The sequence below is a fragment of the Hydrogenoanaerobacterium saccharovorans genome (genome assembly GCF_016901815.1).
In the GTDB taxonomy this organism is placed as follows: Bacteria; Bacillota; Clostridia; order Oscillospirales; family Ruminococcaceae; genus Avimicrobium; species Avimicrobium caecorum.
Map to the genome: position 1 here is coordinate 183,022 of NZ_JACSNR010000003.1, position 23,310 is coordinate 206,331.

The following is a 23,310-nucleotide window of genomic DNA, read 5'->3' on the forward strand; positions in this document are numbered from 1 at the left end:
CGTTCTGTTTTCCCCTTTCTCCCCGGGACGCTGTGGAAAACTCCCGGGCACAGATTCTGGTGCGTCCCTGCCCCGGAAACCCCATGGCTGTGTACCCGGACTCTGGACTGCTCCGGCTTTTCCACATTTTTCGCCGCCCTCTGTGGAAAACCCGGCGGTTTGATGCTACACTTATTATAAAAGGAGGGAGTACCATGAACCCAAAACTTCTGCTTCTGACCCTGCTGCTGTCCCTGACCCTGACGGCCTGCGCCCCGGCCCGCTCGGAGCCGGAGAGCGGCAGCGAGGCCTCTGCCCCTTCCTCCCAGGCGGAGGAACAGCCCTCTGAGCCGGCGTCGTCCGTGCAGGAGAGCAGCGCCGACCCCGCCGGGGAGGAGAGTTCCGCCCCGGAGAGCCAGCAGCCCCGGACCCTCCCGGACTGGGCCGATGAGTCGTTTTATACAGCGGTGGTGGACTGGGCCGGCGGCACCCGCACAGCCGATTCTCTTGTGGAGCGCTACGGGGATCTGATTGTCAGTGACCGGTATTTCCGGCTTGCCAATGAAGATGGGAGCCTGAGCGGCTGGATCGAACTGGGACGGGACGGAACTGTGCCCGAAACCGTGCCGGTGGAGGAGCTCTATCAGAACTCCGCCCGGCTGGAACAGTTCCGGGCGAACTGCAAGGCAGGCAAACCGGATCAGCTGGTATGGCTGAGCCGGGGCGATCCGCTTCTCTATGGGCTGCAGGTCTATACCTTTGACGGGGAAACCCTGTGGCGGGAGTTCCTCATGCCTGAGCGAAGCGACCTTCTCACCTCGGCGGATCTCAGCGAATCGGAGCTGGTGGAGGGGGACGGCTGGTGGCAGATCAATACAGTGGATGGCGTCCGGGGGATTCTTGTCCCGGAGGAGGCCCTGACCCGGTCGGTACTGGATCTGGAAGAAGTGCTCCGCCAGGCGGAGGAAGCCGGCTATACCATTGTGCAGGAGCCGGCAGACCGCAGCGGCATTCCCTGCACCTATTATCAGCTCTGGAACAGTGAAAAGACCGGTATGTATTACAGCTTTTATGCGGCGGAGGACGGCAGCTGCTGGTTCTACGGCGACGAGGTCAACGGCAGCATCCGGCTGGCGGTAGAAGCCGCCTCCCCCGCCTGATCCCCTTTCTCAGCGCAAAAAAACGGACGCTCCGTATGGAGCGTCCGTTTTTCGCGTATGCCGTGCGTTCACACGGGGGTTTCTGAATCTGGAAAGATGCCCTTACTTTACATACTGAACATCGAGGTCATTGGGGATCTCGATCTTATCCAGCTTGCCGGAGTTCGCCCAGGCGATGGAGGCGGCAAACAGGATTACGAAGCCGATCTTGGCAGCGGTGGGCAGGTCGATGATGAGCGATGCCGAGAAGATCGCGGACAGGATCATACTGCCGTAGCCCAGGATCTTGACGGTACCTTCGGAAACCTTCATCTCAGAGCGGGCAAAGGCTTCGGGATACTTCTTGGGCAGGTTCAGGAATGCGTAGGAGAACATCAGCTTGGAGAGCAGGGAGATCGCGGTACCCATCTTGGAGATGAGGGAGATATCCATGCCGGCCAGCAGTGGGATCAGACCAATGAAGAAGAAGGCGATGAGGATCTTATAGGGAACGCCGCGCTTGGAAACAGTACCCCAGGAGCGAGGCAGCATACCATCATCGCAGGCAATCAGAATGGGCTTGGGCGACCAGGACAGGGTAACATTCAGAGTCTTGGCAGTAGCGCCGGCGCCGGCAGCCAGGGTGAAGTAGGTAAAGGCCCAGCCGGGCATTACATCAGCGGCAACCAGCGAGAGGTTCTGATTGGAAACCACTTCCAGAGGCAGAACGCCCGATGCAACCATTGCCACCAGGGCATACATGATGCCGACTGTTACAGTGGAGATAATGATAACCTTGGGCATATTCTTCTGGGGGTCGATGATCTCACTTCCCATATTGCCGATAACCTGAGCGCCGCCGGTGGCAAAGGAGAGCAGCGCGATGGCGGAGAGCAGGTTGCCGGGGCCATGGGCCATCAGGTTGGAAGGATCGAATACATAGGCAATATCCGTCTTGGGAAGACCATAGAACAGGAAGAGTGCCATACCCAGGAGCAGCAGGGCAGTGATACCGGTGGTAACGAAAGCGGACTGCTTGGTGCCGAGCAGGTTGATGGCAAAGGCAGCAACCAGCAGGCAGATGGCGATGATCTGCTCACTGATGCCGGTGAGGAAGGCCACCAGATAGGAGGCACAGCTCAGGGCATACAGGGCGATGGTGAGCTTGGATACCACATAAGTAGCCAGATAGACAAAGCCCCACTTCTTGCCGCGCAGACGGCTGATATAGCGGTACTCACCGCCGGAGACGGGTACAGTGGCACCCAGGATGGCAGTGGGGAAGTTCTGGAAGGTGGTGCAGACAGCGGAGATGATATAAGCCAGTACAACGCCGGTACCGGTCATACCGATGGCGATACCGGTCTGGGTCATAATACCTGCGCCGATGATCTGACCATAGGCGATACCCATCAGAGGCCAGAACCCGATGTTGCGAATCAGCTTGGATTCCTGTCTTTCAGTTGACATAAGGGATTCCTCCTTACAGGTTGAAATGAGCGGAAGCGGCGGGCTTCCATTGGAACAGTAGAAAAAAGGACGATCGTCGTTCCCCGATCGGACCAGACCGGGGTGTTTCCAGTACAAAAATAACAAATTCACAGCCTGTTTACAAGTGTAAATAGGTAAAATCGTGAATATCCATGAGCATTCTATGAACGATTTGGATAAAAAATGAACGCAGCTGCCCAAAAACAATACACCTGTTGCAGGGCAATCCTGCATAAATGGGGATTGTGTATAGAAACTTCCGGTACAGCTTGGACAGTATGTCGTAAAGATGAACCGGTGAATTTTTGGTAAATCTGCGGCAATTAGTATTGACTAATTTACAGTTAATGGGTTACACTGATACCAATACGAAAAGGGAGTAGTTAAAAGCTGCACTGCCAACATCACGCCGGGAAACATGAGCCGGCTGGCAGCGCACGCCGATCGTTTCCGAAGGCAACAAGACTTTTCGAAATTCTGCCATTCTGCGCGGATTTCGGGAGGTCTTTTTCTTTTTCCCCCCGGAAGACCTTACCGCCCGGGAATGTGCCTGCTGAAAAAGGAGAGAAACAACAATGGATATGAATCGTCCGGATTACAATCTGTCCCAGAATGAGGTACTGGAACGCTATTCGACCTTCCGTACCGGCCTGTCGCCGGAGGAAGCCCGGAACCGTCTGGAACGCTACGGTGAGAACAAACTCGCCGAGGGACGCAAAAAAACCGCGCTGGAAGTGTTTATCGACCAGTTCAAGGATCTCATCGTCTGGATTCTGATCGCGGCAGCGGTGATCTCCATCCTGTCCGGTCAGGGGGAGAGCTCGCTGGTTATCTTTGCCGTGCTGATCCTCAATGCCGTACTGGGTACTGTGCAGTACCTCAAGGCGGAAAAATCCCTGGAATCCCTCAAGGCCATGAGCTCCCCGTCCGCCACCCTGCTCCGGGGCGGCATCAAGGTGCAGGTACCCTCGCCGGAAGTTGTGCCCGGTGATATTCTGCTCCTGGAAGCCGGCGACCTCATCACCGCCGATGCCCGTATCCTGGAGAGCTGGTCGGTGAAGATCAACGAGAGTTCCCTCACCGGCGAGAGCGAGGCGGTGGAAAAGACCGCCGATGTGATCCCCGAGGAAAATGTAGCGCTGGGTGACCGGAAGAACATGGTCTTTTCGGGATCGCTGGTGACCTATGGGCGTGCCACCGCTGTGGTGACTGCCACCGGCATGCAGACCGAGCTGGGACATATCGCCTCGCTGCTGGACAATACCCGTCAGCGCAAGACCCCGCTCCAGGAGAACCTCAACAAGTTCAGTGAGAAGCTGGCTATCGCCATCATCGCCATCTGCGGCGTGGTGTTCCTGCTCTCCTATTTCCGCAGCGGCATGGGACTGCTGGATTCGCTGATGTTTGCTGTGGCGCTGGCTGTGGCTGCCATTCCTGAGGCACTCAGCTCCATCGTCACCATCGTGCTCGCCATCGGCACCCAGAAGATGGCAAAGCAGAACGCCATCATCAAGGAGCTCAAGGCGGTGGAAAGCCTGGGCGCCGTATCGGTGATCTGCTCGGACAAGACCGGTACCCTGACCCAGAACCGCATGACAGTGGAAAAGATCTATGCCGACGGCAAGCTGTGCGACGGCTGTGATCTGGAGCTGGCAAATGATACCCAGCGTCTGCTGCTCAAGACCGCCCTGCTGGCAAGCGATGCCACCCATGACGCCGAGACCGGCACCTCCATCGGTGACCCCACCGAAGTGGCATTGGTGCTGCTGGGCGAAAACTTCGGCGTGGAGGAGAGCGCCTACCGCAGCCAGCATCAGCGGCTGGGCGAGCTGGCCTTTGATTCCGACCGCAAGCTGATGACCACCCTGCAGGAGATCGAAGGGGTGCCCACCCTGATGACCAAGGGCGCCATCGATGTGCTGCTGGCCCGTTCCGACCGTCTGATGACTTCGGAGGGGGTACGGGAGCTCACCGAGGCCGACCGGGAAGAGATCATGCGGGTGAACAACAGCCTTTCGGAAGAGGGCCTGCGTGTGCTGGCCTTTGGCTACCGGGAGCTGGACTGTGTACGGGAACTGTCGCTGGACGATGAACAGGGCTATGTATTCATCGGCCTGATCTCGATGATCGACCCGCCCCGTCCCGAATCGGTGGCAGCTGTTGCTGATGCCAAGCGTGCCGGCATCCGGACGGTGATGATCACCGGTGACCATAAGGTCACTGCCACTGCCATTGCCAAGCGCATCGGCATCTTCGGCGAAGGCGACCTGGCTGTATCCGGCCCCGAGCTGGAGCAGATGACCGATGAGGAACTGGACCGCAAGCTGACCCATATTTCGGTGTATGCCCGTGTATCGCCGGAGCATAAGATCCGCATTGTCACTGCCTGGCAGCGCCGTGGACAGATTGTCGCCATGACCGGTGACGGCGTCAACGACGCCCCGGCGCTCAAGAAGGCGGACATCGGTGTTGCCATGGGCATCACCGGTACCGAGGTGAGCAAGGACGCCGCCGCCATGATCCTGGCAGACGACAACTTCGCCACCATCGTGAACGCTGTCACCAACGGACGAGGCGTCTATGAGAACATCAAGAATGTCATCGGCTTCCTGCTGTCCGGCAATATGGCAGGTATCTTCTGTGTGCTGTATGCCTCGCTGATGGCACTGCCGGCTCCCTTTGCCGCTGTGCACCTGCTCTTTATCAACCTGCTCACCGACTCGCTGCCGGCGATTGCCATCGGCATGGAGCCCGCCAGCAGCGACCTGCTTAACCGCAAGCCCCGTGACCCCAAGGAACCGCTGCTCAGCGGCGATCTGGTCAAGCGCATCGGCCTGCAGGGTCTGCTCATCGCCGTCCCGGTTATGACTGCCTTCTATCTGGGCTGCCGGACCGGCACTGCCGAAGCCATGACTATGGCCTTTGCCACCCTGACCCTGGCCCGTCTGTTCCACGGCTTCAACTGCCGGGAGGACCGGAGCATCCTGCGCATGGGCCTCTCGGGCAACCCCGCTTCGCTGGCTGCCTTCGGCGTGGGCGTGCTGCTGCTCCTGGCTGTGCTGCTGATCCCCGCTCTGCATGGCCTGTTCCTGGTGGCAGATCTCACCCTGGCTCAGCTGGGCATGATCCTCGGCCTGGCTGTGCTGCCCACCCTGTGCATCCAGATCACACGGATCGCCCGGGGCAAGTAACACCCATATCCCGCATCCAGACAGCCTCCGGCCCCCGCCGGGGGCTGTTTTACGCCCGGGCGTGCCCTCTGCCCCACCGGGTGCCCAGTGTGATGCTTCCCGGCACCAGACACCCCCATTGCCTGCCGCTCTCCCATGGGCGCAGCCTGTGCACAGTCCCCGGCCTCCGCCGGGGCTGTTTTTGCGCCTGGGCGTGCCCTCTGCCCCGGCGGGCGCCCAGTGCGGTGCTTTCCCGGCACCAGCCCCCATTGCCCGCCCTTCCCCCATGGGCGCAGCCTGCGCACAGCTCCCGGCTTCCGCCGGGGGCTGTTTTTGCGCCCTCGTCCGGGCAGCTTTTGCCCGGCAGCTCCGCTTGACCTCCGCAGAGCGTCCCTGTGGGCGAAAATTGTTCCCGCACCGGGGACAGACTGCCCGCAGGCGGTCTTTTTTCCGGGGCGGCGGCATAGGCTGGTGACAGGGCGTTTCATCACTTTAACCGGCTGATTCTGTATGCCCGGAAACCCTGCATTCTAAGGACAGAACCGCAGGTTTTTGCTCATATTTACTGGAAAAATTACGGGTAATTATATTCCTCGGGATAAATCATAGTAGTTTTCTCGACTTTTTTCGGAAAAGTACTTCCAAAATGGCTTTGGCAGTGCTATAATCTTAAATTGTGCGAAAGTCCTTCAAGGACTCAGAAGTCCCGCAGCCCGGCATACCCCAAAATCTGTATGCGTCCTGTCTTCACCGGCTGCGGAACTCACCGAAGACGGGGCAAGGTGTATTAAGGAGGAAGAATTCTTTGAATCCCGAAGTTCTCTCACTCATCAAGCTGGCAGCAGTCTTTGCCATCATCATCGGCCTTCTGTCCATGAAGAAGCCGCTGAACCTGGTAATGTCCATCGCCAGCGTCGTGGTTGTAGTGCTCTACGCCATGCCTTCCGATCTGGTTCTGCCGGCTCTGAAGTCCGGTCTGATCGGTTCCAACACCATCAACGCTCTGCTGGTGCTGTACTGCATCACCTATCTGCAGCGTATGATGGAGTCCCGCAAGCAGCTGGCCGGCTGTGAAGAGGCTATGAATGGTCTGTTCAACAACCGCCGCATCAATGCTTCGGTAGTACCCTTCATGCTGGGCTGTCTGCCTGCCGCCAGCACCGTACTGATCTGCGGTCCTATCGTGCGCAGCGCCGTAGGCGACTCCCTGACCACCCCTGAAACTGCTGCGGCTACCAGCTACTTCCGTCACATTTCGGAAGCCTTCATGCCCACCTACAACACCATTCTCATCGCGATTACCCTGACCAACGGCCTGGTAACTCCTTCGAGCTTTGTACTGGGTATGCTGCCGGTTGTTGTGTGCCTGTTCATTTCGGGTTATGTCATCTACCTGCGCCGGATCCCCAAGGAGACCGGTCTGGTATACGATGAGCCCAAGAGCGTTTACTGGAAGCTGCTGGTCAAGAGCATCTGGCCCATCTTCCTGTCCATCGCCATGGTTCTGACCCTCAATACTCCTGTATGGGGTGCTGTTCTGGTGTGCATCGTACTGGAATTCTTCGTACAGAAGTTCTCTGTTTCGGAAGTTGTTCCCTTCTTCCGCACAGCCTTTGAATCCAAGCTCATGCTGAACACCCTGGCTGTAATGGTATTCGGTAACCTGCTGCGCTCCACCGGCGTTGTAGACCTGCTGCCTGTATACCTGTCCAAGCTGCCCATCCCCAACTTCCTGGTCTGGTCTCTGATCTTCGCCATCGGTACTCTGGTTGGCGGAAGCCTTACCATCTTCGTACTGGCTATCCCCATGCTGATGACTGTCTTCCCTGGCCCCGAGTTCTATCCCATGTTCCTGCTGGTAATGAGCGTCAGCTACATCGTAATGCAGATCAACCCCACCCACATCTGCCTGACCCTCTGCGCCGAGGACTTCAAGATCCCGCTGGGCTCTCTGATCGTCAAGGCTGTTCCGCTGGTTATTGTGGCCACAGCGCTCTGCTTCGGCTACTACTTCATTCTCACCGCATTCGTATTCTAACGCCTGCGTGCTGAACCGGAATGTATAAAAATCCCCCGCCTGTCCCAATGGACAGACGGGGGATTTTTTATGCGGAAAAGAGGGTTACTGCCGGGCCCGGAGCCACAGCCGCAGGATCTGTTCGGCGGCGGCAGCAATGTTCTGCCGGGCAGTTTCCGGGTCCATGGCATTGGCAAGGCCCATGGGAGCACGCAGTACCGGAAAGACGGCGTCGATCTCCCCCAGGGGCGCATCGGGCTGGACACTGCCTGCCAGGGCAATGACCGGGATCCCCTGTTCCCGGGCGAGCCGGGCCACCGCGGCGGGCGCCTTGCCCATGGAGGTCTGGAAGTCGAAGCGGCCCTCACCGGTGAAGCAGAGGTCGCTGCCGGGGAGCAGCCCGGTCAGTCCCGTCTCCTCCAGGACGATGGCGGCGCCGGGACGCAGCTGGGCTCCCAGGAAGGCGGCAAAGCCGAAGCCCAGCCCGCCGGCGGCACCGGAGCCGGGGACATCGGGGTCACAGCCGGGAAAGACCCGGGCAGCCGTATCAGCGAACCGCCGGAGAGCGGCGTCCAGCCGGGGGATCATCTCCGGGGAGGCGCCCTTCTGGGGGCCGTAGACCGCACTGGCGCCGGTGGGGCCGCAGAGGGGATTCTCCACATCACAGGCGATGCTAAAGCGGCAGTCCCGCAGTTCCGGACGGGCGGCAGAGGCATCGATGGAGCAGAGCTGTTCCAGCCCGGCAGCGCCGTCGGGAATGGGCGAGCCTGCGGCGTCCAGCAGCCGGAAGCCCAGGGCGGCGAGCATACCGGCGCCGCCGTCGTTGGTGGCAGAGCCGCCGATGCCGATGAGGAAGTTCCGGCAGCCCCGGTCCAGGGCGTCACAGAGGAGTTCCCCCACGCCCCGGGTGGTGGTGTACAGGGGGTTGCGGCGGTCGGGAGGCACCAGGGGCAGTCCTGCCGCCGAGGCCATCTCCAGCACAGCGGTGCCGGTGGCACGGCGGATGCCGTATTCAGCCCGGACCGGTTCGCCCAGCGGCCCGGTGACCGTACAGGGAATGCGTTCCTCGGGGGTGCAGAGGGCACAGGTGGTGCCTTCCCCGCCGTCCGCCAGCGGGGAGAGCCTTGCTTCCAGGTCCGGGCAGACCCGGCGCAGGCCGGTTTCGATGGAACGGGCGGCGTCCAGCGAGTCCAGACACCCCTTCCAGGAGTCGATGGCAATGGTGACGATCATGGGTAAAAACCCCTTTCGGCAGTGGATTTTTTGCGGATTGCGCCGGATGCGGCGGCTGTGCTACAATAGGAGCTGATCTTATTGTAGCATACCGGCGGGGACAGGAAAAGCCGCCGGTGAAAAAAGGAGGAACAGGCAATGGACGGACTGAAGGAGCGTCTGCGGGCCCTGCGGGAGAGCCGGGGCTATTCCCAGAAGGGGCTGGCAAAGCGGCTGGGGTGTTCGCCGTCGCTGATCTCGTCCTACGAAACCGGGGAGCGCAGCCCCAGCCTGCAGAATCTGGGAGAGCTGGCGGACTGCTTCGGAGTGACTGCCGACTATCTGCTGGGGCGCACTCCGCCGGAACCGGGACTGGATCTCACCGGGCTCACCGAGGAACAGCGGGCGGCGGTGGAGGTGATCGTCCGGGGCATGCGCCGGCAGAACGACGCGGATTTCCCCGGGAAATAAAAATCCCTCCCTGTCCCGGGCGGACAGAGAGGGAGAAAAAGCTGCGGAGCCGGAGTCAGCGCATATTGGGCAGATCCTTGCGCAGGAACAGCCAGGTGATGCCGGGGATCAGTACCGAGCCGATTGCCGAAGCACCCACCGAGAGCAGGATGCCGGTGCCGCCGGTGATGCCGCCGATGACGCCGGTGAGGAAGGACAGCAGGTAGCAGCCGCACAGCAGCCAGAAGCCGGCCTTCTTCTCCTTGACGAGCAGGACAACGAGGGCGGCGATCTCCACCAGGGCGAGGATCACCGAGGGGATGCGTCCCTCAGTGAAGTTGAGGACGGTAACACAGGCACAGAGCAGGATGGCAATGACGAGCCAGATCTTAGCGGACTTTCTCATGGTAAAAGGACTCCTTTCAGGAAACAACAAAAAACGGGACATACTGCCGCGTCATCAGAGCGATGCGGGTTTGATCATTCAGGCATCCGGCCCCGGAGGGCAGGAGGCCCATCGGGACGGTCCGGGATAGCCGGACTGTACCGGAGGTGGGGCAGCAGGGTCTGGAGCAGTTCCCGGAGCTGACGGCACTGGTCTTCGGGGATCTGTTCCAGCAGATAGGCGTCCCATTCGGCAAACATACCCCGGCTGGCTTCCATGGTCTGACGGCCCTTGTCGGTGAGTTCCAGTACACTGGCCCGCCGGTCGGTGGGATGGGCCTTGCGGATCACGAACCCGGTTTCTTCCAGCTTGTGGATGCTGCGGGTGGTGTGACCGCTGTCGGCATGGAGCGCCGCCGAAAGATCGGAGGGGGTACACCCCGGATGACGCCCGATATAGAGAACAAAGTAGAGAAGTCCCTGGGTGATGCCCAGTGCCTCCAGCTTGCGGGACGAGAATGCCACAAAGTCGGCTCTCAGCTGGCTGACGGCATAGGCCAGGGTTTGGTTGAGCGGTGTTTGCATGGATAACGAACCTCCCTGTCTTTGGAAATCTCAGCAGTCTGTCTGCTGTCTACAAGAGTTAGTATACTCATTTACCTGACTAAGTCAAGTATTTTTTGGGAATTTACATCCTGTTCACAATATTGGGAAAAATCCCCCGGAGATATTCACATTCTGTTCATTCCTCCAGCTTAACAGACTGTCCGGAATATGGTAAAATAATAATAGCGAGCGCGCATCGGTTTTTCCGGGAGAGGGCCGGGAAAACTGGTGCGCGAAATGATTTTTCTGGAGATGATATTCCTTGCAGCAAGACAGAACCCTGCTCTTTGAAGAGACCCCGATTCCCAAAGCAGTCGCCACGCTGGCAGTTCCCACCATTCTCAGCTCGCTGGTCATGGTGCTCTACAACCTGGCGGATACCTACTTTGTAGGTATGCTGAATGACCCCATCCAGAATGCCGCCGTTACCCTGGCAGCACCGGTGATGCTGGCCTTCAACGCCGTCAACAACCTGTTCGGCGTGGGCAGTTCCAGTATGATGAGCCGTGCCCTGGGCCGCCGGGACTATGATACCGTGGCGAAAAGCTCCACCTTCGGCTTCTGGTGCGCTATCCTCAGCGGACTGGCCTTCTCCCTGCTCTGCACCCTGTTCAAAAGCCCCCTGCTGGGCCTGCTGGGCGCGGATGCCACCACCCGGGCCGCCACCGAGGCCTATATGTTCTGGACTGTCATCTGCGGCGCTGCCCCGGCGATCCTCAATGTCGTTATGGCCTATATGGTGCGCTCCGAAGGGTCCGCCATGCACGCCAGCATCGGCACCATGAGCGGCTGCTTCCTCAATATTATCCTGGACCCCATCTTCATCATGCCCTGGGGCCTCAATATGGGCGCTGCGGGCGCCGGGCTGGCTACCTTCCTGTCCAACTGCTTCGCCTGCCTCTACTTCATGGTGCTGCTCTTTGTAAAGCGCGGACGCACCTATGTCTGCATCGATCCCCGCAAGCTCAGCTTTGAAAGCTCGATCGTGGGCGGTGTCTGTCTGGTGGGCATTCCTGCCGCTATCCAGAACCTGCTCAATGTCACCGGCATGACCATCCTCAACAACTTCACCTCGTCCTATGGCGCCAATGCCGTAGCTGCCATGGGTATTGCCCAGAAGATCAACCAGGTGCCCTTCTATATCGCGAATGGTCTTTCCCAGGGCATCATGCCGCTGATCAGCTACAACTACGCCAGCGACAATATCAAGCGCATGAAGCATACCCTCACCTTTGCGGCAAAGATCTCGGTCACCGGACTGGTGCTGGTATCCATTGCCTATTCCTTCTTTGCCGGCGACCTCATCACCATGTTCATGGACAACCCCGAGATCGTCGAGATGGGTTCCCGGTTCCTGCGGGGCTTCTGCCTGGGTCTGCCCTTCCTGTGCGTGGACTTCCTGGCAGTGGGTGTATTCCAGGCCTCCGGTCTGGGACGCAACGCCCTGGTCTTTGCCATCCTGCGCAAGATCGTCCTGGAGATCCCGGCCCTGTTTATCCTCAACCACTTCTTCCCGCTCTATGGTCTGGCCTATGCCCAGTTCACAGCCGAGCTGGTACTGTCCGTTGCGGCTGTGATCATTCTGGTGAAGCTGTTTGGCAAACTGGAGCTGGAAAAGGCCGATCGGGACGCCCAGAAAGCTCAGAAAGCATAAATCGGTATAAAACCTGTCCAAACCGGCAAAGAATCTCCTTGTGATATGGGAAAACTTTGTGGGAAAATCCTCTTGCGGTGAGGCTTTGGCTGTGGTATCCTATATCAGGATACTAAATAAGTATAGTTTCATTCCGCATCAAGCGGAAGCGATGATAAATTTATGGAAGGTGACGATAGAATGCAGAATATCCGCAACATCACAGACAAGATCCTCTGGGTTGGCGCCAGCGACCGCCGTCTGCACCTGTTTGAGAATATGTTCCCCGTTCCGGATGGCGTGGCTTACAATTCCTATGTGATCCTGGACGAGAAGACAGCCATCATGGACACTGCTGATTCCTCGGTGACCCGGCAGTATCTGGAGAATCTGACTGCTGCTCTGGGCGGCCGTCAGCCCGACTATCTGGTAGTCAACCACATGGAGCCCGACCACTGCGCTGACATTGCGGAGCTGGCACGGCTCTATCCCTCGATGCAGATTGTGGGCAACCAGAAGACCTTCGGCCTGATGAACCAGTTCTACAACATGGATCTGGAAGGCCGTACCGTTGTGGTCAAGGAAGGCGATGTACTGGATCTGGGCGAGCACAAGCTCACCTTTGTCATGGCTCCCATGGTACACTGGCCCGAGGCTATGATGTCCTATGAGTCCACCCACAAGATCCTGTTCTCGGCAGATGCCTTCGGCAGCTTCGGAGCCCTGGACGGCGCTGTATTCAACGATGAGAATCTGGACCCCCATGGCCTGCACAGCGAGCTGCGCCGCTATTACAGCAACATTGTGGGCAAGTATGGCATGCAGGTACAGGCAGTGCTGAAGAAGGCTGCCGGCCTGGAGATCTCGATGATCTGCCCGCTGCATGGTCCCATCTGGAGAGAGGACCTGGGCTGGCTGCTGGACAAGTACCAGAAGTGGAGCAGCTACACCCCTGAGGAGAACACCGTTGCCATCTTCTATGGTTCCATGTACGGCAATACTGCTGAGGCTGCGGACCTGCTGGCAGGCAAGCTGACTGCTGCCGGTGTGAAGGGCGTGACCGTTCGTGATGTATCCAAGACCGATGTATCCTATCTGATCTCGGATGTATTCCGTGCCAGCCATCTGGTGCTGGCAGCACCCACCTACAACAATGGCCTCTATCCCAAGATGGCAAACTTCATCGAGGATATGAAGGCTCTGAATGTACAGAACCGCACTGTATCCATCATTGAGAACGGTTCCTGGGCACCGCAGTCGGGCAAGATCATGCGGGCGATGCTGGGCGAAATGAAGGATATGACCGTCCTGGAGAAGAGCCTGACTGTACGTTCTGCACTGAAGGAAGACCAGCTTGCAGTCCTGGATGAGATGACCGCAGAAATTCTGGCGTCTTTGAACAAGTAAACCGCTGTATTTTTATACAGGATTTCCAGCCGCTTTTTCCAAATCGGAAAAAGCGGCTTTTCATATACAAAAAATTGTTTTGCATACAAACAATGTTTAGTTAATATGATATAAAAATTCGATTAAAGATTGGCGTCACTATCCCGGAATATCTATTGACAAAGGAAACACAGGAGCGTTATATTAGTATTGCACAGACTAATTGCAGATGTTAAAATGATTCTGTTCATTCTGTATATTAGGCCGAAAGGGACGGCAAGAAGGGGCCGGTTGTGCGAGGAAAAGAAAGGGTGATTGTTCTATGCAAAATTCCTCCGGAAAAAAACTGATGAACCTGTTTGACCTGACCTTCATGGCCATGGGCGGTATCATCGGTGCGGGAATCTTCTCATCTGTCGGTGAAGGTATCGGCGTAACCGGTCGAAGCATCACACTGGCGCTGATCGTCGGCATGGTGTTCCAGATGTCCCAGCAGGTCCGTTATGTATTTACCTCCTCGATGTTCAAGGTATCGGGCGGTATGTACTCACAGGATGCGCTGGTCCTGACCCCCTATCTCACCGGCGTTGCAGGTCTGATGCTCTTCATCAACGCTCTGAACTGGGCGGTATACGGCATCTCCATCGCCAGCTACATAGGTGACCTGTTCCCTGTTCTGAAGAACTTCCCGGAACTGACTGCTGCCGTTGCGCTTGCTATCTTCTTCGTCATCGGCTACATTGGCGTTTCCGCCTTCACCAAGGTTCTGAACGCCTTCGGTATTCTCAAGTTCGTGGCACTGGGCCTGTTCATCTTCTATGGTATTACCAAGGTTCAGGCCGGCGGCTTTGAGGGCGAGCCCTACTTCTACGGCGGTACTGCCGACTTCTTCACCGCAATTGCCCTGATGAGCTTTGCCTGCGGCGGCGCCACCAAGATCATGAACGTACAGGCTCTCTGTGAGAACCCCAAGCGGGATATCCCCAAGGCCTGGCTGATCTCCCAGCTGGTAGTCGTAGTGATCTATGCCCTGCTCGGCTATGTAGCTTCCGGCGTTGCCCCCTATGATCAGGTTGCCAACCAGAACCTCGGCGCCATCGGCGGCATGTTCATGCCCATTGCTGTTACCGGTTTCTTCGTAGTCGGCGGCGCGCTGCTGTCCATCTCCACCTCGCTGCTCAGCTCGATTCCCGGTACTCCCCTCACCGTTATGGGTATGGCTGATGACGGCTGGCTGCCCAAGATCTTCAAGAATCGTCTGTTTGTCTTCATTCTTCTCTACATCATCAACCTGATTCCGATCTTCCTGGGCTTCTCGCTGAGTGAGCTGATCTCGATGCTGCTCGTTCCCACTATGATCATCACCGCGATCAAGAACTACCGTGGTATGAAGATGCCTGAGATGTATCCTGAAGAGTGGGCGAACTGCTCCATCAAGTGCTCGATTGGTCTGTTCAAGGCCCTGCTGGCAATCTCTATCGTAACTTCTCTGATCACTTCCGCCTTCTCGCTGCGCAACCTGACCATGACCCAGGCTATCGGTACTGTTATCATGACCATCCTGGTATTCGTATATCCCAAGATCCGTATGGGCAGCGGCAAGGTTAAGATCGTTTCCACTACCGATATGGATAAGGAAGAAGCTGCAGCTAAGTAATCCACTTGCGGAATTATTAAAAAAGAGCGTCTCAGGACGCTCTTTTTTCTTTTGCGCAGATGTCCGGGAAGGCATGTTTTCTGTATTTCATAAAACGCCGGCACTCGGATGCTTTCACTGCCAGCGCAAAACGCCGATCCCGCCGCTCCCGCTGCCCCCCTGCCGGGGGCAGCGGGATTTTTTTGTATATCCCAGAAGAAATTTCGGCGTGATGTTAATATTTTTGGGCAAAGTGCAATAAAATGCAATGAAAAGATTGGGCCATGCAAAAATCGCCATTTCGTTGACAAAGTGGGGGGGTATAATTGCTATATTGAGTATTTTCGGTTCGAATGTGCAGGATCTTTTCTGTATCCTGCAAAAACAGCTGTTCCCGGACGGGACAGGGATAGAAAAGGGGGGCTGACAGCACAACTGGCAACTATGCAGAAAGGGTAAAATACAGAAAAGAAAGAGGCGATCCTGTTATGGAAAATCAAAAAAAGATGAGTCTGTTTGACCTGGTATTCATGTCCATCGGCGGCATCATCGGCGCTGGTATCTTTTCGATGGTGGGCACCGGTATTGCCACCACCGGCCGAAGCGTTGCCCTGGCACTGATCGTCGGCATGATCTTTACCATGTCCCAGCAGATCCGCTACATCTTTACAGCGTCCATGTTCCAGCTCTCGGGCGGTATGTATTCCCAGAATGCCCTGGTGCTCTCCCCCTTCCTGGCGGGTGTCAGCGCCGTTGTAACCCTGGTATCCTCGGTGAGCTATTCGGTATTCGGCATCTCGATGGCCCAGTACCTCGGGGACCTGTTCCCGGTTCTGGAGCCCTATCAGGTACCGGTTGCCTGTCTTGTACTGATCTTCTTCTTCATCATTGCTTCCACCGGCGCCCAGATCTTTGCCCGGGCCATCAATGCACTGGGTATCCTCAAGTTCATTGCCCTGGGCCTGTTCATCATCTTTGGCTTCACCAAGGTGCAGACCGGCGGCTTTGAAGGCGAACCCTACTTCATCAACGGCGGCGTGAGCTTCCTCACAGCCGTAGCCCTCATGTCCTTCACCTGCAATGGCGCTACCAACATCATCAATGTCCAGGCCATTGCTGAAAATCCCAAGAAGAATATCCCCAAGGCCTTCTTCATTGCCTCGATCCTGGTGGCAGGCGTTTACTTCCTGCTGGGCTATGTGGCTTCCGGCGTGGCACCTTACGATCAGGTTGCCGGTCAGAACCTGGGCTATATTGCCGGTCTGGTTCTGCCTGGCCCTCTGGCAGTCTTCTTCATCGTCGGCGGCGCTATGTGTTCGCTGAGCACCGCTCTGCTGGGCGGTATCAGCGGTATGCCGTTCATGATCATCGGTATCGCTGAGGACGGCTGGCTGCCCAAGTTCTTCACCAAGAAATTCAATGTAGTCGTTACTCTGGCAATCATCTCCATTCTGCCCATTATCGGCGGCTTCTCCCTGGACAACATCGTTTCGATGATGCTGGTACCCGGTATGGCAATCGGTGCCATCACCAACTTCCAGGCCATGAGCATGCCCGAACGCTTCCCGGAGGAGTGGGCCAACAGCGGTCTGAAGTGCTCGCCCACCCTGTACCGTATCCTGATGGTGATCTCCATCATCACTTCGCTGATGACCAGCTTCTTCTCGCTGACTTCGCTGACTCTGCCCATGGCAATCGGTACTGTTATTGCCACCATACTGATCTTTGTATGGACCTGGTACCGCATGAAGAAGGGCTATGTCAATATTACAAGTACAACTGATATGTCCGAAGAACCTGTGCAGGCAAAATAGGTTCCCCCTTCAGTGCGAAAAGTCCTCCCGGACCGGGGAGGACTTTTTGCTGTACCGGAATGATTGCGCCGGACCGGGCACTGTGCTACAATAAAAGAAAAAAGCGCCCTGATCCGGGCGTTATAAGGAGGCTATGCACAATGGGTGTACTGGAAAAATTCATTGACCTGGTAAAGATCGATTCTCCGTCTGATCCTGCCAGTCCGACCTGTCCGTCCACTGCCATGCAGCTGGATGTGGCAAACCATCTCGAACGGGTGATGAAGGAGATGGGTATATCCAATGTCCGTCAGCAGGACGGCTATGTCTATGGGGAAATCCCGGCCACTCCGGGTTATGAGGACAAGACCTCGGTGGGCTTTATTGCCCATATGGATACCGCTCCGGAGTTCAACGGCATCGGTGTGAAGCCTCAGGTCATCGAGAACTATGACGGCGGCGATGTCCTGCTCAAGGGCAGCGGGCATATCCTCTCGGCTGAGGAATACCCGGTGCTCCGCAGCTTCAAGGGCCATACCCTCATCACCACCGATGGCACCACCCTGCTGGGTTCGGACGACAAGGCCGGCATCGCTGAGATTCTGGAAGCAGCGGAAATCCTGCTTCAGGGCGGGATTCCCCATGGCAAGGTATGCCTGGGCTTTACTCCCGATGAGGAGATCGGACGCGGCCCGCTGAAGTTTGATGTAGCAGGGTTCGGCGCCAAGCTGGCCTATACTCTGGACGGCGGCGCAGCCGGTTCCATCGAGTATGAGAACTTCAATGCCGATCAGGCCGAGGTGACGGTCAAGGGCTATTCCATCCACCCGGGCTCTGCCAAGGACAAGATGAAGAACAGCCAGACCATCGCCATGGAGTTTGACCGTCTGCTGCCGGCAGCGGAGCGTCCCCAGTACACCGAGGGCTATGAGGGCTTCTACCACATGACCGATATTCACGGCGGCGTGGAGGAGACCCACTGCGCCTATATTCTCCGGGACCACGACAGCGACAAGCTGGCAGCCCGGGGCGAGACCATGCAGAAGGCTGCGGCCTTCCTCAATGAGCGGTACGGCGAAGGCACTGTCACTGTGGAGATCACCCACACCTACCGCAACATGAAGGAGAAGATCCTGCCGGTTTACGAGGTCATCACCGTAGCGGAAGAGGCGATCCGCACCGCTGGCCTGACCCCGGTGACCGTGCCCATCCGCGGCGGCACCGACGGCGCTACCCTGAGCTATATGGGTCTGCCCTGCCCGAACCTGGGCACCGGCGGCTGCAATGCCCACGGACGCTATGAGTGCAATACCAAGGAGAATATGGAGCAGTGCGTGCAGATCGTGCTGGAGATCGTCAAGGGCTACGCTGCCCTGTAAGCCTCAGGAGAAGTACCTCTCCCGGCAGCCAGCCGGACACAGATAGTATCTGCCTGTATAGAATCTGAGAATCATGCTAAAGGAGGGAATCTCCCCGGCGCTGTCTGCGCTCCGGGGGATTCCCGGAAAAGATGTCCACAAAAAAAGGAGCCGGCAACGGCTCCTTTTTTATTCTGATGCGGAGGGGGCTCAGGCTTCCAGGGCGGGGAAGAAGAGGGTGGCCTGTGCGGAATAGCTCACCGATGTGACAGGAGCCGCTTTTCCGGCCTCCCCGGCCCGGACCAGGGAATCGGGGACAGGTTCGCCGCCCAGGGCATAGCCCTCCCCATTCTCATCAACCCCGATCCAGTCGGTGCCGGTCCAGAGGGTATCCTCTTCCGACAGGCTGTTCCCGGATACGATGCAGGTAAAATTCCGGCCTGAGTAGAGGGCGGCAAAGACCTGGCCCTCAAAGGAGGAACCGTCCCCGGTCAGGGCCATGGGACTGCGCAGCGCCAGAATCGACCGGGGTACAGGTTCTCCGGGCGCATATTCCAGGGCCGCCAGCACCAGGCACCGCACCGGCAGATCCTCGGTGCCGTCGTAGTCCTCCACACGCAGCAGGCTGTACCGCACCGTCGCTCCCTCCGGGGCTTCCACCGGCTCTTCCGCATAGGCCAGCGCTTCGGCTTCGGTACAGCCCGCCCCGGTCAGACAGGCGATCAGTTCTTCATAGGTGTAATCACTTCCGGCAGCGACTGCCTCCACGGCGGAGGCCGGGTACTGCACCGCCGGGGCGGGTTCTGCCCAGGCGGCAGAGCCCAGTCCGGCGGTCATCAGGGCAGCCAGTACCAGTCCCAACATGGTTTTGCGCATGAAAATCCCCTCCTGATCGGATTCTCCTGCCCGGCGTGCGGCACCGGACAGGGCTTGGTATCTCTCTGTTAATCCTATCATAGCACATCGCTTTGCCCCAGGCAAATCCCTCCCCCTGGCACAAAAACCATAGGGCAAATCAGAAAAATTTTCCCGGGCTGATTGTGAATTATACCAAAATTCTACAGGAGAGGCGAAAACTGGGCACACATGATTGACAATGGTACAAAGGGCTTGTTAAAATTTTGATAAGCCCCTGTCAGGACGCTGCACAGGGAAAAACCACAGACACTCCCACAGAAAGAGAGCGATGGTATGAAACGAATTGTATCCGCACTGATTGTGGCAGCACTGCTCACCAGTCTGGCTGGCTGCTCCAGTTCCGAGACCCTCACCGGTACAGCCAAGGGCTTTGGCGGCACCGTGACTGTCACTGTGACCCGGGAAGGGGACAAGATCACCGATGTAAAGGTAGATGCCCCCAATGAGACCGCCGGCATCGGCGATAAGGCAGCCGCAGAGCTTCCGGCGAAGATTGTGGAAGCCAACTCCACCGATGTGGATGTAATTGCCGGCGCCACTATTACCAGTGAAGCTATTCTGTACGCCGTGAACAACGCGCTGGACCCCGAGACCTATCCCTCCACCGCTGAGAACGGCGAAGAAGAGGAGAAGGAACCCCAGCAGATTGCCGCATCGGATCTCTATATGGGACAGGGTGTGGTGAATACCAGCCGTATCGGCCCTGGCAGCGATGACACTGAAACCCCGGTTTACAGCTTCAACCAGGTCTATGCCAATGCGCTGTTTGATGCCGAGGGACGCATTCTCACCCTGAATGTGGACCAGCTGGAAGTATCCACCCCCAACTATGACGGTGCTTCGATGCCTCATTTCAGCGGCTTCCCGGGACAGGGCGGCTACAATCTGGATTCCGACCACGATGCCGTAGTAGACGGCAAGACCGAGGACACCGAGGAGAACTTCACTGCCGAGGTTGCCTCCTGGCAGACCAAGCGGGAGCGTGGTGCTGATTATGTGATGGGCACCGGCACCTGGGAAGAGCAGATGGACAAGTTCGAGGAGACCTTTGTGGGCATGACCGTGGACGAGGTGGAGGACTGGTTTGAAAAGTACTGTTCCGACCTCAACGGACGCCCGCTCAAGGACGGCAGCGACAAGGAAGAGGACAAGGCCAAGTATGACGCCCTCACTGAGGAGGAGAAGGCCATGCTTGCCGATGTGACCTCCACTGCCACCATGAGCCTCCAGGACAGCCACGGCGATATTCTGTCGGCGATCCGCAAGGCCTATGAGAACCGTGTGGCTCTCACCGATGTGAAGGCAGCTTCGGGCTTCGGTTTCGGCCTGTCCACCACCGCGCGCATGGGCCCTGGCAGCGATGATACCGATACCCCGGTTTACAGCTTCAATGAAGTCTATGCCACCACCCTGTTTGACAGCGAAGGCAGGATCGCAGCCATCTATGTGGATCAGCTGGAAGTGTCCACCCCCAACTATGACGGCGCTTCGATGCCTCACTTCAGCGGCTTCCCGGGACAGGGCGGCTACAATCTGGATTCCGACCACGATGCCAAGGTAGACGGCAAGACCGAGGACACCGAGGAGAACTTCACTGCCGAGGTTGCCTCCTGGCAGACCAAGCGGGAGCGCGGCGCTGATTATGTGATGGGCACCGGCACCTGGGAAGAGCAGATGGACAAGTTCCAGCAGCTCTTTGTGGGCAAGACAGTGGACGAGGTAGAGGAATGGTTTGAGAAATACTGTTCTGACCTCAACGGACGCCCGCTCAAGGACGGCAGCGACAAGGAAGAGGACAAGGCCAAGTATGACGCCCTCACTGAGGAAGAGAAGGCTATGCTTGCCGATGTGACCTCCACCGCCACCATGAGCCTCCAGGACAGCCATGGCGATATTCTGGCAGCCATCCGGGATTCGCTGAACAACCAGGTTGCCATCGAGCTCACAGTGGAATAATCCCCTGAACAATCCCTCCAAAAGCCTTCCCTCCGGGGGAGGCTTTTTTCTGCGGCGGCAGCGGACAGCACTTGTATTGGAGCCGGTGCTGTGATAAAATAAATACAAATCGGTACAATTGTCTTTATAAGGCCGGGGCAGACCCACTGTTCCGGCCTGGTTTTCAGCCAGGATAAAGACAAAATCTGAAAACAATCTTTATAGATGCTGTGAGGAGGACAAGGACAATGGGATTTTTCTCGAAGCTGTTCAAGGGCCCGGAGATCGACCTGGAAAAGAGTGCTGCCAATGCGGCCCGGATGCGGGAGCTGTTTGACGCTGTGGTGCCGGAGGGCAGCAAGTACCGCCTGATCTTCGGCTATACCGAAGATGTCAGCCGCTTTAACTATGGCTTTGTACATGGCAGCAAGACCAAAATCGGCAATCTGATTGTGGGCTGGGACGAGGCAGGGGAGACCATCGTGGCAGTGCCCACAGTGCCGGATCTGTCGGGCTGCGGCGAGCCCACCTTCTACCGCCGGTCGGAGATTCTCAAAGCCAGCCGGAACAAGTACCCCACCGATGCCTTTGTGATCTATCCGGACAAGAAGGGCTATCTTGCCATCAATGCCTATGACTGGCTGGAGGACGAGAGCCTCTATGTCTATGTGGAGCAGGAGAAGGAGCTGGCAGCCTTCACCGACTTCTTCCAGAACCACTTTGCCAAATAAAAAATCCTTCCGCTCAGGAGAGCCGCCCTGCGGGGCGGCTCTTTTTTCGGGTAGCTGCATCCGGGCAGAAAAAGTCCTTGCAAACCGGCAGTCAGACCGCTATAATTGTACCAATTACCATATCGGACTTGAGCGGAAAGGAGAGCAGAGAATGCTGTTTGAGAAGATCACACTGATCGATGGGAATTATGAGGAAAAACGGGATATGTACCTCGAGACGGAGGGAAACCGGATTGTCTATATCGGAACCGAACGCCCGGAGGGTTACACCGGGGAGACCTACGACGGACGGAACAAAGTGGCACTGCCGGGGTTTTACAATATCCACTGTCATATTCCCGATACCCTGCTCCGAGGGTATGGCGAGGGTCTGCCCCTGCACCGGTGGCTCACCGAGAAGATGTTCCCCTTTGAGGCGAAGCTCACCGAGGAAGATGTCTACTGGAGCTCGATGCTGGGTGCCTGTGAACTGATCCGCAGCGGTGCGGCTTCCTTCAATGATATGTTCTATAAGCTGGAGTGGATCGAGCGGGCCGTCCGGGACAGCGGTCTCAAGGCCAATCTCAGCTTTGGCGTATCGGCACTGCCGGGACTGGGCAGTTACCGGGAGTATGCCGCCTATGCGGAGACTGAAGCCCTGCGCCGGCGTCTGGCAGAGGCAGGGGACGACCGTGTCCGGGCGGATGTGGGACTCCATGCCGAGTACACCTCCCATGAGGGACTGATGCGGGACGTGGCGGACTATGCCCGGGAAGCGGGCCTGCGGGTGCACCTGCACCTCTCCGAGACCCGCAAGGAGCATGAGGAGTGCAAGACCCGGCATAACGGCCTGACCCCGGCGGCACTGTTCGAGCGGGTGGGGCTCTTTGATGTCCCGGCCATTGCCGCCCACTGTGTCTGGATCGAAGGGGAGGACTTTGATATTCTCCGGGATAAGGGCGTGACTGTGGCGCACAACCCCTCCAGCAATATGAAGCTGGGCAGCGGCTTTGCCCCGGTGAAGAAGATGCTGGAAGCGGGCATCCGGGTGGGCATCGGCACCGACGGCGCCGCCAGCAACAACAACCTCAATATGCTGGAGGAAGTCACCCTGGCTTCGATGATCGGCAAGGGCATCACCGGCGATCCCACCTTCCTGGGGCCGCGCCAGCTGCTGGAACTGAGCTGCCGCAACGGCGCCCTGGCCCAGGGCCGTACCGACTGCGGCGCCCTGGAGGTGGGCAGCCGGGCGGACATTGTGGTCTACGATCTGGACAAGCCCCATCTCCAGCCGGTGTATGAGGCGCTGCCCAATCTCTTCTATGCCGCCGATGCCTCGGACATCTGCCTCAATATGATCGATGGCGAAGTGGTTTACCGGGACGGTGTGCTCACCCGCATCGATGAGGAAAAGGTCATGGCGGAGGCCCGCAGCCGTTCCGCCCGGATTCTCTCGGAACTCTGATTGCAGCAAAATGAAATCCCTCTCCCGC

General features: G+C 57.7%; 17 protein-coding genes. 12 read left to right on the forward strand and 5 right to left on the reverse strand.

The genetic code is table 11. The features are described 5' to 3' along the window. The first annotated feature begins 194 nt into the window (after positions 1–194). Entirely contained in the window at positions 195–1,139 is a 945-nt protein-coding gene (locus H9X81_RS04510; protein ID WP_204720169.1) for a VOC family protein, read from the forward strand. 102 nt (positions 1,140–1,241) lie between these two features. Here the strand turns inward: H9X81_RS04510 and H9X81_RS04515 are convergent, their stop codons facing one another. Beyond that, positions 1,242–2,588, reverse strand: a complete 1,347-nt coding sequence (locus H9X81_RS04515; RefSeq protein WP_204720171.1) for an APC family permease — start codon at positions 2,586–2,588, stop codon at positions 1,242–1,244. A 602-nt stretch (positions 2,589–3,190) separates the two neighbouring features. Between H9X81_RS04515 and H9X81_RS04520 the strand changes: the two genes are divergently transcribed. Together H9X81_RS04520 and H9X81_RS04525 are read left to right on the forward strand one after the other, a co-directional pair. Next, positions 3,191–5,800, forward strand: coding sequence for a cation-translocating P-type ATPase (locus H9X81_RS04520; protein WP_204720218.1), 2,610 nt, complete (start codon positions 3,191–3,193; stop codon positions 5,798–5,800). Between the two features lie 784 nt (positions 5,801–6,584). After that, positions 6,585–7,817 carry a DUF401 family protein gene (locus tag H9X81_RS04525; protein ID WP_224762467.1) on the forward strand — a complete coding sequence of 411 codons (1,233 nt, stop codon included), beginning with the start codon at positions 6,585–6,587 and terminating at the stop codon, positions 7,815–7,817. Between the two features lie 84 nt (positions 7,818–7,901). On the opposite strand, the gene H9X81_RS04530 is transcribed toward H9X81_RS04525, so the two are convergent. After that, positions 7,902–9,029, reverse strand: coding sequence for a glycerate kinase family protein (locus H9X81_RS04530; RefSeq protein ID WP_204720173.1), 1,128 nt, complete (start codon positions 9,027–9,029; stop codon positions 7,902–7,904). Positions 9,030–9,167: 138 nt separating this feature from the next. On the opposite strand from H9X81_RS04530, the gene H9X81_RS04535 reads away from it, so the two are divergent. Continuing rightward, on the forward strand, positions 9,168–9,479 hold the full coding sequence (locus H9X81_RS04535; protein WP_177502624.1) for a helix-turn-helix domain-containing protein: 312 nt from the start codon (positions 9,168–9,170) through the stop codon (positions 9,477–9,479). A gap of 55 nt (positions 9,480–9,534) precedes the next feature. On the opposite strand, the gene H9X81_RS04540 is transcribed toward H9X81_RS04535, so the two are convergent. Further along, on the reverse strand, positions 9,535–9,864 hold the full coding sequence (locus tag H9X81_RS04540; RefSeq protein WP_177502623.1) for a hypothetical protein: 330 nt from the start codon (positions 9,862–9,864) through the stop codon (positions 9,535–9,537). Between the two features lie 74 nt (positions 9,865–9,938). Beyond that, entirely contained in the window at positions 9,939–10,427 is a 489-nt protein-coding gene (gene bilQ, locus H9X81_RS04545; RefSeq protein WP_204720175.1) for a bilirubin utilization transcriptional regulator BilQ, read from the reverse strand. A gap of 283 nt (positions 10,428–10,710) precedes the next feature. On the opposite strand from bilQ, the gene H9X81_RS04550 reads away from it, so the two are divergent. From H9X81_RS04550 to pepT, 5 genes are all read left to right on the forward strand, one after another. Beyond that, positions 10,711–12,102 (forward strand): MATE family efflux transporter, encoded by a 1,392-nt coding sequence (locus H9X81_RS04550; protein ID WP_204720177.1) that lies wholly within the window; start codon positions 10,711–10,713, stop codon positions 12,100–12,102. 180 nt (positions 12,103–12,282) lie between these two features. Continuing rightward, on the forward strand, positions 12,283–13,488 hold the full coding sequence (locus H9X81_RS04555; RefSeq protein ID WP_204720220.1) for an FprA family A-type flavoprotein: 1,206 nt from the start codon (positions 12,283–12,285) through the stop codon (positions 13,486–13,488). A gap of 301 nt (positions 13,489–13,789) precedes the next feature. Continuing rightward, entirely contained in the window at positions 13,790–15,124 is a 1,335-nt protein-coding gene (locus H9X81_RS04560; protein ID WP_204720179.1) for an APC family permease, read from the forward strand. 467 nt (positions 15,125–15,591) lie between these two features. Then, a complete protein-coding gene (locus H9X81_RS04565) occupies positions 15,592–16,917 on the forward strand; it encodes an APC family permease (RefSeq protein ID WP_204720181.1) in 1,326 nt (441 codons plus the stop codon). A gap of 140 nt (positions 16,918–17,057) precedes the next feature. Further along, positions 17,058–18,275: a peptidase T gene (gene pepT / locus H9X81_RS04570; RefSeq protein ID WP_204720183.1), complete on the forward strand. Its 1,218-nt coding sequence runs from the start codon at positions 17,058–17,060 to the stop codon at positions 18,273–18,275. Positions 18,276–18,464: 189 nt separating this feature from the next. Here pepT and H9X81_RS04575 read toward each other — a convergent pair whose 3' ends face one another. Then, positions 18,465–19,130 (reverse strand): hypothetical protein, encoded by a 666-nt coding sequence (locus tag H9X81_RS04575; RefSeq protein ID WP_204720185.1) that lies wholly within the window; start codon positions 19,128–19,130, stop codon positions 18,465–18,467. A 315-nt stretch (positions 19,131–19,445) separates the two neighbouring features. Here H9X81_RS04575 and H9X81_RS04580 point away from each other — a divergent pair, with 315 nt between their 5' ends. From H9X81_RS04580 to H9X81_RS04590, 3 genes are all read left to right on the forward strand, one after another. Next, the gene (locus H9X81_RS04580) at positions 19,446–21,128 is read left to right on the forward strand and encodes an FMN-binding protein (RefSeq protein ID WP_204720187.1); all 1,683 of its coding nucleotides are present in this window, start codon (positions 19,446–19,448) and stop codon (positions 21,126–21,128) included. Positions 21,129–21,355: 227 nt separating this feature from the next. Further along, positions 21,356–21,838 (forward strand): hypothetical protein, encoded by a 483-nt coding sequence (locus H9X81_RS04585; protein WP_204720189.1) that lies wholly within the window; start codon positions 21,356–21,358, stop codon positions 21,836–21,838. Positions 21,839–21,989: 151 nt separating this feature from the next. Continuing rightward, positions 21,990–23,282, forward strand: a complete 1,293-nt coding sequence (locus tag H9X81_RS04590; protein WP_204720191.1) for an amidohydrolase — start codon at positions 21,990–21,992, stop codon at positions 23,280–23,282. Positions 23,283–23,310: the final 28 nt, after the last annotated feature.

Excerpts from the sequence above, each read along its gene's own strand:
- H9X81_RS04510 (WP_204720169.1), top strand. The coding sequence starts at position 195 with ATGAACCCAAAACTTCTGCTTCTGACCCTGCTGCTGTCCCTGACCCTG.
- H9X81_RS04515 (WP_204720171.1), bottom strand. The coding sequence starts at position 2,588 with ATGTCAACTGAAAGACAGGAATCCAAGCTGATTCGCAACATCGGGTTC.
- H9X81_RS04520 (WP_204720218.1), top strand. The coding sequence starts at position 3,191 with ATGAATCGTCCGGATTACAATCTGTCCCAGAATGAGGTACTGGAACGC.
- H9X81_RS04530 (WP_204720173.1), bottom strand. The coding sequence starts at position 9,029 with ATGATCGTCACCATTGCCATCGACTCCTGGAAGGGGTGTCTGGACTCG.
- H9X81_RS04535 (WP_177502624.1), top strand. The coding sequence starts at position 9,168 with ATGGACGGACTGAAGGAGCGTCTGCGGGCCCTGCGGGAGAGCCGGGGC.
- H9X81_RS04540 (WP_177502623.1), bottom strand. The coding sequence starts at position 9,864 with ATGAGAAAGTCCGCTAAGATCTGGCTCGTCATTGCCATCCTGCTCTGT.
- bilQ (WP_204720175.1), bottom strand. The coding sequence starts at position 10,427 with ATGCAAACACCGCTCAACCAAACCCTGGCCTATGCCGTCAGCCAGCTG.
- H9X81_RS04555 (WP_204720220.1), top strand. The coding sequence starts at position 12,283 with ATGCAGAATATCCGCAACATCACAGACAAGATCCTCTGGGTTGGCGCC.
- H9X81_RS04560 (WP_204720179.1), top strand. The coding sequence starts at position 13,790 with ATGCAAAATTCCTCCGGAAAAAAACTGATGAACCTGTTTGACCTGACC.
- H9X81_RS04565 (WP_204720181.1), top strand. The coding sequence starts at position 15,592 with ATGGAAAATCAAAAAAAGATGAGTCTGTTTGACCTGGTATTCATGTCC.
- pepT (WP_204720183.1), top strand. The coding sequence starts at position 17,058 with ATGGGTGTACTGGAAAAATTCATTGACCTGGTAAAGATCGATTCTCCG.
- H9X81_RS04575 (WP_204720185.1), bottom strand. The coding sequence starts at position 19,130 with ATGCGCAAAACCATGTTGGGACTGGTACTGGCTGCCCTGATGACCGCC.
- H9X81_RS04580 (WP_204720187.1), top strand. The coding sequence starts at position 19,446 with ATGAAACGAATTGTATCCGCACTGATTGTGGCAGCACTGCTCACCAGT.
- H9X81_RS04585 (WP_204720189.1), top strand. The coding sequence starts at position 21,356 with ATGGGATTTTTCTCGAAGCTGTTCAAGGGCCCGGAGATCGACCTGGAA.
- H9X81_RS04590 (WP_204720191.1), top strand. The coding sequence starts at position 21,990 with ATGCTGTTTGAGAAGATCACACTGATCGATGGGAATTATGAGGAAAAA.